We start from the raw sequence: 12462 nt of genomic DNA on the forward strand, positions 1-12462 counted from the left end.
TTAAAATTTTATGTTTTTTATTTCACCTTTATCCAATTGTATTATTTGAGTACAATTAGTTCTCCAGCTATCACTACCACTTACTACAATTACTGCCCATGGTCTGTCTTTATGGGTTAAATAATCAATTATAGCATTTGTTTCTTCTGTATTAAATCTATCCAATGCATCTTCTAATATGATAACTTTTGGCTGTTTAAGTATCGCTCTTGCTAATATTATTTTTTTAGAAACCGTATGAGACATTTGTTTTCCATCTGGGTATAATATTGTTTGAAGCCCTTTTGGTTGTTCTTTTATAAAGTCCATAAGCCCCACTTTTTCTAAAATCTCAAAAATAGCATCATCTGTAATAGCGACATTTCCAAAAGTTAAATTTTCCTTTATAGAACCTTCAAAAGGTGTTTCCTCTGTTAATGATAATCCTAATTGTGCTCTGTACTGATTTAGATTTAAACTGTTTATTGATAAATTATTTATATAAATATGTCCTGATGTTACTTGATTTATGCCAGCTATAAGACGCAATAAAGAAGATTTTCCAGAGCCACTTTCTCCTAAAATTAAAATTCTGCTTTTAGAATTTATATTTAACGAAACATTATTTATAATAGGAGTATCTCTGTTTGGTACGCGATACGTAACCTTATTTAATTCAATAGTTAAAGTATCTTTAAAAGCAGGTTTTTCAGCATCTTGATCTTCTAAATCTTTATCTACAATTTGACCTAATTTTTCAATTGAGGTTAAGACATCATAAAATGATTCTAAGCCAATAATTAGTTTTTCAACAGAAGCAATAACAAGTATAATCACAATTTCAGCTGCCACAAATTGCCCGATATTCATTTCCTGATTTAATACTAAAGCCCCACCAATTAACAATAAACTTGCAGTTACTATTACCTTAAAACTTATCATTTGTATAAACTGAATCACCAAAATTTTAAAATGATTTTCTCTAGAAACAAGATAATCACTAACTAATGTATCATTTTTAGTAATTGCTAAATTGGTGTTTCCAGATAGCTTAAAACTCACTACAGTTCTGGCAATTTCTTGAATCCAATGAGCTACTTTATATTTGTTTTTAGATTCTTGTAAGCTTGTTTCTAAACCTTTTTTAGCAGTAAACTTAAATACAATGAAAATTAATCCTAATAAAAGAATACCAAAAATGATAAAAAATGGATGGTAAAATGAAAGTAATATAAGTGCAAATAATATTTGCAAAATGGCAGTGGGAACATCTATTAAGATTTTAGATAATCCTTTTTGAATGGTTAAGGTATCAAAAAAACGATTCGCTAATTCAGGCGGATAATAATTTCGTAACTCCATCATTTTTATTTTAGGGAACCGATAGCTTAACTCAAAAGAAGCCCTTGTAAAAATACGCTGTTGTATAGTTTCAATAATCCGTAATTGCATGAGCTGTAAAGCACCAGAGAAGGCAACACCAAGTGTTACTAATACAACCAAAACTACCCAAGATGTTGATATTTGCGCTCCTTGTATTAAGTTAATAATAGCCTGAATACCAAGCGGTAAAGATAAAGCCACAACACCAGAAAAAATGGCATAATAAAATATTTGTAAAATATCTCGTTTTTCAAGTTGTAATAACCCTATAAAACGTTTCCACGGAGACATACTAGGTTTTATCATGTTTTTATAAATTTAAAGTGTTTTGGGTTAAGTCAATAAAATAATCTTTCGGAGTTAAGCCTTCTTTGCAATCTGTAATAGAAGTGAAGTGTTCTTTTAAAAAGTGTTGATGCAAACTACCTTCAATAATGGTTGTTGCTAAGCTCAATGAGAATTTATAATTTTCATTAACCGCTTGAATCATGTCTTTTAAGCGATGCACCAAACGTTTGTAAATAATAAAATATCCGTCTTTATTTTCTTGATCTACTTCTTTTGTTAAAAATGATTTTGAACTTTCGTTAATTATTATTCTATTTAATACTAGCTCATTAATATGAGTGTAATTAGAATCTTCTTTAATAGTTCTGGTGATAACTTCTATCCCCTTTATTAGTCTTAAATGATGGTCTGGTAGGTTTACAGTTTCAAAAACTAACTGATATTCTATCCATGCCCAGTACCAAGATGTTAGATAGAGCAGTAGTTTGTGTTTACTTTCAAAATATCTATAAATTGAACTTTCATTAGACCCAATTTTATTACCTAGCTTTTTAAAAGTAAAGCAATCAAAGCCTAATTCATCGATTAAAAGAATACTATGCTCTATAATTTTTTTTCCAAGATTTGATGTTTCCGGGTCTTTAATATATATAATTTCAGGAATTGAAATTTTTATATTGGCGAACAGTTTATCCATAATTAATTATTTATAATCGCAAATATAATAGTAAAGCTATTAATTTTGTTAATATAACTATTATTATTTTAAATTATTTTATAAAAAAACTTTATAGCTAAAAGTTAATACTGTTTAAAACCTTAATTCAATAAAAATAAAACATATTTTAATGTTGTTGTTAATAAACGTTAAAAAGTATCTATTTAAAGAAAAAAAATCATTTTAACGAGAATATTTATAGTTCATATGATTTATTATATGCTACTGAATAAATTATTTAGTTTTGAATATTATTAAAAAACATATTGATGAAAAATTTAATCTCCCTAATCTGTTTCTTGTACTTCTTAAGTTCTTTTAATGCACTTGTTGCTCAAGATTATGTAGCTAATTTAGATGCAGCTCCAATTGACTACAAGAAGCGCAGTCCTGTTTATGATTATTCAGAACAACATTTAAACAACATAGATACTATCGCAGATTTTGATAGTAAACCTAATAAATTAAGGATTTCTGGTACTATTTATCAAAGTGATGGAGAAACGCCTGCGAAAGATGTGATTCTTTATATCTATCAGCCTGATGAGAAAGGCAAATTCGATATGAAAAGAGATAGCTCTAGTAAACGCTATGTACACCATAGAGCTTGGATAAAAACTGATGAAGACGGTCACTATACATTTTATACGTTTATGCCTGGTAAATTTTTACGCTCTAAAGAATTAAAACAAATACATCGTGTTGTTAAAGAACCCGGTAAGCCAGAATACGAATTGACATCTTTCTTTTTTAATGATGATCCATTAATACCTAATTTAACTTTAGCCTGTCGTGCCAAATCGGTTATGAGTATGCTGAGACTTGAAAAGGAAGGTGATATGTATGTAGCTACAAAAGATATTAAACTTAATGCAATTAGTATTCCTTCAATGCAGTAGGTAATTGATATTTCAATAATTATATAATAGCAGAAATATTATAAATAATTAGAGAGCTTCGCAAAACGAAGCTCTTTTTTTATTAACGGAACTGACTGAAAAATACTATAGCTTCCTGTTGTAACATCAATTACTTTTCCTATAACTTTTGTAGGTTGACTTTGTGCCTACGAATAGATATAAATTAATAAAAAAACTGTAAACAAAAACACCTAATGTTTTATAGTTATAAATATCGTGAACTGAGCCTTTAAGAAATCGTAATTATAACTCATCAGATCTATGATATCGAAATGCCTTTGTATTAAAATTTACTTAAATAGACACAACGAGTTTCAATTTTACTTATACTAAGACTCTTTAACATTTTTAAATTTGTCTTTAATTTGAGCTCCTTTTTTCGACCACTTGTATAATGGAATCATAATTCCTAAGATAAATAAGAACAGAGACAGCAATAAAAGGTTATTAATATTACCAAAAGTATTACCAGCGGTTAAAATACTTAAAATAAGTAGGACAGATAAAGGAAGTGATAATGCAAGTATTGATAAAGCATAATCTATATTAAATGTTTTTCTATTTTGTGGGACATCAATTTCTTTTGAAGCGACATTACTAATGTGAGCAAAAGGCCAAAAACTGCAAGCACTAAGCCCGAAGGAAATATAGAAAAGAATATCTTTTTGAACGCCAATTTTTAAGATTGAAACCAAACACGCGATAATAAAAATAGTTAAAGAAGCCCTAAGCATGAGCATTGAAAATATTTGTATAAACTGTTTCTTTTCAATTTTAACGGATAATCCAATAAATATAAGAACTAAGGGCGTCATAATATAACTCAATCTATTTAATATTTCCTGAAGGAATAATGGCAGATTGTTATTATGTATTCCTAATGAAATAAGAATCAAAGCGATAATTATAAACACGTTTACCGGCTCGAAGAACATTGCTTTTGCGAGCGATTTTAATTTAGAGCCCATTGGTTGCTTGGCGATTGATTGATTTTTTAAATACCACTTAATTGCAATTAGATACAAAATAAATAGCACAAAGAATTTATTACCAAGGTCTGCCATAGCTGCTTTTGCTAAATAATCTTCTCCTAAAAATTCTAATATAAAAGGAAAACATGATAAACCAGGCGCCAGTGACGGAATTAAAAGTTTTGCTGTATTAATGGTGGGCCTATCTTTTATGCCTAAAACAAACAATAGGCTTGGTGTAATAAAGAACAAAAAGAAATTAAGCCCTAGTGCCAATAATGGCAATAAAAATAAATTGAAATTTACATTTATTTTTAAAAGAGCAATAAATATAGTGGCTGGTAGTGCCAGAAGTAATATAATCTTCTTTAGCCCGTTAACTTCATCTTTAGAGGTAAATTTAAGCTTCAGCAAAACACCAATAAGAATAAAAAGAACAAACGAAAAAGCTTTAATAAAACCTTCTGACATTAAGCAAAAATTTCATCCATGGCATTCGTAAAGATTTTCATTTCTTCCATGGTTCCTATACTCACTCTGCACCAGTTTTTATCCCAAAATTTAAAAGCTCTAACGGCGACTTGTTTACTATAAATTTTTTCTAAAAAAGGGTTTCCTTCCATTGGGATTTCAAAAATTATAAAGTTAGTTTGAGAAGGTAAAGAAGTATAGCCTTTCTCATCTAAATAAGCTTTTGTGAAGTTTCTAGCTTCTATTATTTTAGTTTTAGCCATGGTTAAAAATTCGTCACCTTTAAGACTTGTAGTCGCTGCCATAATAGAAGGCCCTGTTATTCCCATACCACCACGAGTAACATCGTTAATTCGTTTTAGTGTTTCTTCTTTGCCAAGAAGATACCCGATGCGCAATCCTGCCATACCATGAATTTTAGAAAACGTACGTGCAATCATAACATCTTTACCTTCACTTACTAAACTAACCATACTATCTTTAATACCATTATCAGATAGCTCAATATAGGCTTCATCAACAAATACAGGTACTTTTTCTGAAACTCTACTGCAAAAATCTTTTAATTTTTTAGCATCGGTAATAGAGCCTGTTGGATTATTTGGATTACATATATATACCAACTTGGTATCTGCATCAATTCCAGCTTCCATAGCATCTAAATCGTGTTGTGAATCACTTAATAGCTTGTAAGATTTCCATACGCCACCAACTGATTGGGAGACATTCATTAACGACATATAACTAGGATCTGCACTTATTACATCGCCTCCTTTTTGAAAAAACACCATAGCTACTTTCTCTAAAACATCAGAAGATCCTGGAGCCATAATAATTTGCTCTGGTTTTACATTTTCTTTTTTTGAAATTATCTCAATTAAATTAGTTAAAGTTTGCCAAGCGTAACGATTTCCACTAAATACTTCATCTTGAAACGCTTTAGCAGCCAATGGTGGAGGCCCATATGGATTTTCGTTGGCTCTTAAAATCGCTTTAAGTTTAGGTTCGTCAAATATAGGCGGTGTAAACTCATTAAATGAATTTGATGTATTAAATAAAAAAGTACGATTTTCTAACTGTGCCTGTTCAACAGTTTTTGCCCAAATATCCTGAGGCATTACGGCAATACCTGCCATAGTTAATGCTCCTTTTTTTAACCAATTTCGTCTACTAATTTGTGTTGGTTTCATTTTTTCAATTTTTTATGGTTAGTGAAATTAATTTTAGATTCATTGATATAGAAAATAAAACACCTAATTTACAGTATATGTTTCAATAATTTTAGTTAAAATTTTATTTTAACTAACTATTATTAAATCTTTTTGCGTTTTTAATGATAATCTTTTAAATTGAAATTTTTTAAAGTAATCATTCACTAAAAAATATGACATCTTTTTTATTCCCCCTTAATATGCATATAACAATGTTGGTTTTTACTAGATATAATGTCATACTATTTTCTAAAATTTAATATTTCTTTAAAAAGTAAATTACAATTTAGATATACCTATTAGAAACATAAATTCCAATAAATCGAGTACATTTACTTTTTTAATTATAAAAATGCCAATCCCCAGTAAATATTCTTTCATAAACCCGAATAAATTCCCTTTTTTTTACGGTTATGTTATTCTTTTAATAGGAAGCATAGGTGTTTTAGCAAGTATTCCGGGGCAAACTATGGGTATTTCTGTTTTTACAGACCCTGTAAAAGATGCTTTAGGATTAACAAGAAACCAATTTAGTAATGCCTATATGTTTGGCACTCTTTTAAGTGCTTTTTTTGTGTCAAAAGCAGGAGTTTGGTTTGATTCCTACGGAGCACGGTATACCGCGTTTTTTGCAACTATCCTGTTAGGAACTGCATTAGTATTAATGTCTGTTTCTGTTAAAATAAGTGACTGGATTCAAGCGCTATTATCTTTTAATTCTTGGATTATCCCTTTCGTGCTTATTACTCTATTATTTTTCTTTATTCGTTTCAGCGGTCAAGGCATGCTAACTATGGCATCCAGGAATATGATAATGATATGGTTCAAAAAAAATCGAGGAAAAATTAATTCTATAAGTAGCATTACCGTATCCTTGGGTTTTTCAATAGCACCCGTAATAATAAATAAACTTATAGACAATCATGGTTGGGAAATGAGTTGGCAAATCATAGCCATATGTTTGTTTATTTTTAGCATGTGTATTTTGCAATTGTATCGAAATAAACCTGAAGACTTTGGTTTACATCCTGACGGATTTGTTAAAAAGGAGGGGAGCGTTGCTATGGAAACTGCAGAAATTGATTTCACCTTATACGAAGCCAAACAAACTAGAGCATTTTGGATGTTCGGACTTATATTGGCATTTCATAGTTTTTTATCTACAGGCCTTACCTTTCATATTGTATCTATTTTTGGAAGTCAAGATTATACAAAGACCGAAGCTATAGCTATCTTTTTACCTATATCCATTATAGCCATTTCTGTATCAACCCTATGTAATATATTAAGTGATTACATACATCATAAAATCTATTTGTACGTCATGATTACCTGTGGGATTATAGCATCTTTAGGTTTGATGCTTTTATCGTCCACTACAGGTCTGTATATGCTGGTAGGTGGACTCGGAGTGATGTCAGGATTATTCGCTGTTATAAATGCTGTAACATGGCCTCGATTTTATGGAAGAAAATATTTGGGTTCTATAACCGGAAAAGTGATGAGTTTTTTGGTAATTGCGAGCGCAATTGCTCCCAGTTTATTCAGTTTTTGCTTTACATCATTATCCTCCTACAATTATATAAGTTATATTAATTTGTCTTTTTTATTGTTTTTATTAGTTGCATCCATTAAAGTAAAAAATTCTCAATTAACATGATTTATTTTATTTTAAAAAGTGTTAGGTTTTAACATATATTTGCAGATTTATAAACAAAATCACCAAAAATTATTTCTAAATGAATGTATCTATTATTAAGAATATAAATCATAGTTTATTGGTATTCTTAACTCTTATAATATCTAGTAACTTATACTCACAGATTTCTGGAAAAATTATGGATAATCAAGATAGTTCTCCGTTAGAGTATGCAACAGCAGCTCTTTATAATCAACAAGACAATAGTTTAGTTACAGGAGTTATTACAGATGATGATGGGTCTTTTTTAATTGAAAATATCAAAACAGGATTGTATTATTTGGAAGCTTCATTTATGGGATACACATCCAAAAAAGTTAAAGATATTACGGTAACTGAAAGAAATGAGTCAATAGATTTAGGCGTCATTAAATTAGCTTTAGGAAGTGAACTTAATGAGGTATTGATAAAAGCAGAACGCTCAACCATTATAAATAAGATTGATAGACAGGTTTTTGATAGTACTAAGTTTCAAAATAGTCAAGGTGGCAATGCCGTTGATGTTATAAAAAATCTGCCATCGGTTACAGTTGATGGTCAAGGAGAAATAAGTGTTCGTGGTAGTCAAGGTTTTGCTGTTTTAATAAATGGAAAACCCACACAAGGTGATGTTAGCACTATTTTAGCACAACTTCCTGCAAATGCATTAGAAACGGTCGAAATTATTACGGCGCCATCAGCAAAATACGATCCTGAAGGAAAAGGCGGGATTATAAACGTCATTACTAAAAAGGGGGCTGTAAGCGGAACTTTTGCTCAGGTAAATGTGCGCGGTGGTTTACCATCTATTGAGCCTTACGACACCCAAGTAGCAGCACAGCGTTATGGAATTGATGCTACCGTTAATAAGCTAACTGACAAATGGAACATTTCTATAGGTGCAAGCTATCAACGTAATGATAAAACTGGTAGGAGAGAAGGTGATATGTTTATTTTAAACCAGGCCGAAAATAAAACCACGTTTTTACCATCTGATGGCGAACGTAGTTTTGATGAAATAAGTTATAACGGCCGATTTAACGTGGATTTTGTGCCTGATAATAATAACACCTTTTCATTTGGTTTTTTTGCCGGAGAACGAACTAAAGATAGATTAGCAGATATTGTTTATAATAACTACGCCGTATTACCAAATGGAAGTGAAAATAGACTCTATGAGTTTATCTATTTCAACCATAACCTAAGAGTTAGAAAAGGAGATTTTGCTTTAGGAAGTTTTGATTATGCGCATAGTTTTAACGACAAATCTAAATTATCAACATCTGTTTTATATGAGTACACATTTTTAGGTGGTCCAACAGAGAATGATAACCGAGGTTTTCCTGACCAAAGTATTATGTATCAGCAAGAATTCAATACCAATGATAATCCACTACACGGAACACGAATTAATATAGATTATACATGGAAACCCTTTTCATTTGGAACATTAGAAACAGGTTTTCAATATCGAAAATTAGACCATGAAGGTGATTTTGTATATGAACGAGATGGTAATTTAGTTCCAGAATTTTCTAGTGATATTGAATTAAAACGCATCATTTACTCAGGCTATACACAATTAACGGGTTCAAAAAATAAATTGGATTATGCAGCAGGTGTTCGCTTAGAATCTATGAATAGAACCTACAAAGAAAAACTGGCTAGCGAAACAAATACAAATGTTTATAATTTCGATTTTGTAAAGTTATTTCCATCAGCATCTATTCAGTATGCATTAAATGATAAAACCAACTTAAAAGTGGCTTATAGCAAGCGTGTAGAGCGTACCACAACTTTTAAAATGAATAGTTTTGCAGAACGAGAACATTCAGAAGTATTCGAACAAGGGGATAATACATTACGTCCAGAATTTATTAATTTAATAGAATTGGGCTTTACAAAAAAACTAAAGGGAGGAAATTCGGTTTATGCCACGACATACTTCAGACATGTAAATAATGTTATTAATCGAGTAAATACTTTAGCATATCAACCTAATGGCGCCGTTATAGATAGTATTATTAATCGTGTATATTCTAACGTTGGGAAAAGTAATGCTGTTGGTTTAGAAATTGCAGCTAACATAAAACCAACTAAAAACTGGAGTAATTTTATTGGAGTGAATATTTATAACTATGCTATTGATGGCGTTTTAAATTTTAGACATAGAGACGGTATTTTAAGAAGTTATGATATTGATAGTAAATCTACTATATATTCGGTCAATTTAAATTCTACCTATAATTTTTGGGATAATGCATCACTGCAATTCACGTTTAATTATCTCTCTAATAGAAATACGGCCTTGGGAGAAGATTCAAGATTCTATTCTCCCAACTTAACATTTAAAAAATCATTTTTAGATAATCAGTTAGTAGCTACATTACAATGGCAACATATTGATATGGGTCTTTTAAATACCAACGAACAACGCATTACAACCTCTAGACCTAATGAGTTTTTTACCACAACAAACTATGCATATGAAGTGGATATGATAATTTTTAATCTATCATATACCTTCAACAAAGCTAAAAACAAATCTAAATTTATTGATAGTGAATTTGGTAAGCGCGAATTTTAATTTATTCACTTTTCTATTTTATATTAATAAGTTTTAAAAACCCTGGACTTCATGGGTGTTTTTCTGTATCTTAATAGTATAAAATTATTTATAGTTTATATGCTTGCAAGCTGTAATACCTGAGGTTGAGAAAAAATGAAGTCAAATTATGTTATAATCGGTATATTGATGGTGACGATCTTATCTTGTTCATCATCCAAATCTTTTGTAACTGAATCACAAATTAAGGCATTGGATTCGATTATGGAGAAACCAGAATTTAGTATTAAATCCGAATGGGTATATCCGCAAGTTACAGTGGCCATGCAACAGATAGCTAATTCAGGAATATTAGGTGTTGGCAATAACGCAAATGCCATCAACTTGATTGGTAATTACAATTATTTGACCATATCAGGAGATAGTATTTCATCATATTTACCCTATTATGGTGAACGTCAAATGCAAGTGGATTATAGTGGTCGTGACTCAGCCATTGAATTTGAAGGGCTAATCGAGAATTACGAGGCTTTAAAGAACAAAAATAAAAGCTATACCATCACATTTAAAGCGACGAGCAAATCAGAAAAATTTAATACAACCATCACAATTTATCCAAATTTAAAAGCGGACATACTCATTTATGGGAGCTCCCGAAACTCCATAAGATATTCGGGAGAGGTATTGGCAAGCAAAGAATGAATTTATTTTTTGAAAGAAAAATATAATTTAGCGCTATATTACAAAAACCTTCATTTTATCAGTTCAGTCATAACTAAAAATAAGTTATACAAACCAAATTAGTTGATAGTTTAAAGGTCTAAATATTATAAATATTTATCATATTTGTAATATGCATCCATCTATTATAAGTCATTTAAAACAATACATAAATCTTACAGAACATGATTTACAATTGTTTCAATCATGTTTAAACTCTATATCTGTTGACAAAGGCAAATTTTTATTACAACCCGGCACGCAGGTTAAACATGAGTATTTTGTTTTAAAAGGATGTTTAAAAGCCTACTATCTGGACGAAAAAGGGCACAGTCATATTATACAGTTTGCTATTGAGAACTGGTGGATTGGTGATTTTGATGCGTTTTTTAACGGTATTCCTTCGCGATTACATATTGAGACTATTGAGCACTCCACCTTACTCTCCATACATTACGACAGTCTACAACAGCTTTTTAAGACAGGTCCGATTTTCGAGCGGTATTTTAGGTTGCTTACCACCAATGCTTTTATTGCTCAACGGAAACGTATTTTATCCTCATTAGAAAAAGATACAAAGGAACGCTATGTGGAATTTTGCGAATCATATCCCAATATTGAAGACAGAATACCAGATTATGACATTGCTAACTACTTAGGAGTATCGGCAGAAAGTTTAAGCAGGATACGCTCCAAATTAAAACGTTAATATTTTACTAATTGATGTAGGTCAATTTAATTGGCCTTTATGTATTGTACTTTTGATATGATTCATACGAACAACGTATGACAAGATAATATCATATTTTTGATAGTATCTGTTAACAACAAAAAATAAAATAATGAAAAATATATTATTTGTATTGACAAGTAACGATTCTTTAGGAAATACAGGACATAAAACAGGGTTTTGGATAGAAGAATTTGCCGCTCCCTATTATACATTAACCGATGCTGGGCATATTGTTACCTTAGCCTCTCCAAAAGGAGGTCAGCCACCAATAGACCCAAATAGTGCGTCTGATGATGCTGCAACGCCGGCCACCGTAAGGTTTGACAAAGATAAAGTAACACAAGACAAATTAGCAAATACCCACAAATTAGAAACTGTAAATCAGAAAGACTATGATGCTGTTTTTTACCCAGGTGGACACGGTGTGTTATGGGATTTAGTTGAGGATAAAACATCAATTAGCTTAATCGAGTCATTTTATAACAACCATAAACCGGTAGCTTTTGTATGTCATGCACCAGCAGTACTTAAATATGTAAAAAATACGAGCTATGAACCTTTAGTAAAAGGTAAAAAAGTGACCGGATTTACGAATGAAGAGGAAGCTGCTGTTCAATTAACAAATGTGGTCCCTTTTTTATTAGAAGACATGTTAAAAGCAAATGGGGGTCAGTATTCTAAAATTGAAAAATGGCAGCCTTATGCAGTTGAAGATGGCTTATTGATTACTGGACAAAATCCTGCATCTTCAGAAAAAGTAGCCGAATTATTAATCAAAAAATTAAAATAATCATGAGTAAACAACCCTTATTAACACCATATAA

Annotated in this window: 10 protein-coding genes; 6 read left to right on the plus strand and 4 right to left on the minus strand. The window is 30.7% G+C overall.

Going from position 1 to position 12462, the window contains the following annotated elements; all coding sequences use genetic code 11:
• Entirely contained in the window at positions 1-1668 is a 1668-nt protein-coding gene (locus AC15TD_RS14640) for a peptidase domain-containing ABC transporter (protein WP_484452886.1), read from the minus strand.
• Between the two features lie 4 nt (positions 1669-1672).
• Positions 1673-2347 carry a TetR/AcrR family transcriptional regulator gene (locus AC15TD_RS14645; protein ID WP_484452887.1) on the minus strand — a complete coding sequence of 225 codons (675 nt, stop codon included), beginning with the start codon at positions 2345-2347 and terminating at the stop codon, positions 1673-1675.
• A 290-nt stretch (positions 2348-2637) separates the two neighbouring features.
• Between AC15TD_RS14645 and AC15TD_RS14650 the strand changes: the two genes are divergently transcribed.
• Complete coding sequence (locus AC15TD_RS14650; protein WP_484452888.1) at positions 2638-3267, plus strand: hypothetical protein; 630 nt, start codon at positions 2638-2640, stop codon at positions 3265-3267.
• Between the two features lie 350 nt (positions 3268-3617).
• On the opposite strand, the gene AC15TD_RS14655 is transcribed toward AC15TD_RS14650, so the two are convergent.
• Together AC15TD_RS14655 and AC15TD_RS14660 are read right to left on the minus strand one after the other, a co-directional pair.
• On the minus strand, positions 3618-4730 hold the full coding sequence (locus tag AC15TD_RS14655; protein ID WP_484452889.1) for an AEC family transporter: 1113 nt from the start codon (positions 4728-4730) through the stop codon (positions 3618-3620).
• Positions 4730-5920, minus strand: a complete 1191-nt coding sequence (locus tag AC15TD_RS14660) for a pyridoxal phosphate-dependent aminotransferase (protein ID WP_484452890.1) — start codon at positions 5918-5920, stop codon at positions 4730-4732. The genes AC15TD_RS14655 and AC15TD_RS14660 overlap by 1 nt, the downstream gene beginning before the upstream one ends.
• Positions 5921-6293: 373 nt before the next feature.
• On the opposite strand from AC15TD_RS14660, the gene AC15TD_RS14665 reads away from it, so the two are divergent.
• From AC15TD_RS14665 to AC15TD_RS14685, 5 genes are all read left to right on the plus strand, one after another.
• Positions 6294-7601, plus strand: coding sequence for an MFS transporter (locus AC15TD_RS14665; RefSeq protein ID WP_484452891.1), 1308 nt, complete (start codon positions 6294-6296; stop codon positions 7599-7601).
• Between the two features lie 79 nt (positions 7602-7680).
• On the plus strand, positions 7681-10206 hold the full coding sequence (locus tag AC15TD_RS14670; protein ID WP_484452892.1) for a TonB-dependent receptor: 2526 nt from the start codon (positions 7681-7683) through the stop codon (positions 10204-10206).
• A 168-nt stretch (positions 10207-10374) separates the two neighbouring features.
• The gene (locus tag AC15TD_RS14675; protein ID WP_484452893.1) at positions 10375-10887 is read left to right on the plus strand and encodes a DUF4251 domain-containing protein; all 513 of its coding nucleotides are present in this window, start codon (positions 10375-10377) and stop codon (positions 10885-10887) included.
• Between the two features lie 151 nt (positions 10888-11038).
• Positions 11039-11614, plus strand: a complete 576-nt coding sequence (locus AC15TD_RS14680) for a Crp/Fnr family transcriptional regulator (protein WP_484452894.1) — start codon at positions 11039-11041, stop codon at positions 11612-11614.
• A gap of 133 nt (positions 11615-11747) precedes the next feature.
• Positions 11748-12428, plus strand: a complete 681-nt coding sequence (locus AC15TD_RS14685; RefSeq protein ID WP_484452895.1) for a type 1 glutamine amidotransferase domain-containing protein — start codon at positions 11748-11750, stop codon at positions 12426-12428.
• The last annotated feature ends 34 nt before the right edge of the window (positions 12429-12462 follow it).

It is taken from the genome of Yeosuana sp. (assembly GCF_057126245.1).

Excerpts from the sequence above, each read along its gene's own strand:
- AC15TD_RS14685 (WP_484452895.1), top strand. The coding sequence starts at position 11,748 with ATGAAAAATATATTATTTGTATTGACAAGTAACGATTCTTTAGGAAAT.
- AC15TD_RS14655 (WP_484452889.1), bottom strand. The coding sequence starts at position 4,730 with ATGTCAGAAGGTTTTATTAAAGCTTTTTCGTTTGTTCTTTTTATTCTT.
- AC15TD_RS14665 (WP_484452891.1), top strand. The coding sequence starts at position 6,294 with ATGCCAATCCCCAGTAAATATTCTTTCATAAACCCGAATAAATTCCCT.
- AC15TD_RS14645 (WP_484452887.1), bottom strand. The coding sequence starts at position 2,347 with ATGGATAAACTGTTCGCCAATATAAAAATTTCAATTCCTGAAATTATA.
- AC15TD_RS14660 (WP_484452890.1), bottom strand. The coding sequence starts at position 5,920 with ATGAAACCAACACAAATTAGTAGACGAAATTGGTTAAAAAAAGGAGCA.
- AC15TD_RS14670 (WP_484452892.1), top strand. The coding sequence starts at position 7,681 with ATGAATGTATCTATTATTAAGAATATAAATCATAGTTTATTGGTATTC.
- AC15TD_RS14680 (WP_484452894.1), top strand. The coding sequence starts at position 11,039 with ATGCATCCATCTATTATAAGTCATTTAAAACAATACATAAATCTTACA.
- AC15TD_RS14675 (WP_484452893.1), top strand. The coding sequence starts at position 10,375 with ATGGTGACGATCTTATCTTGTTCATCATCCAAATCTTTTGTAACTGAA.
- AC15TD_RS14640 (WP_484452886.1), bottom strand. The coding sequence starts at position 1,668 with ATGATAAAACCTAGTATGTCTCCGTGGAAACGTTTTATAGGGTTATTA.
- AC15TD_RS14650 (WP_484452888.1), top strand. The coding sequence starts at position 2,638 with ATGAAAAATTTAATCTCCCTAATCTGTTTCTTGTACTTCTTAAGTTCT.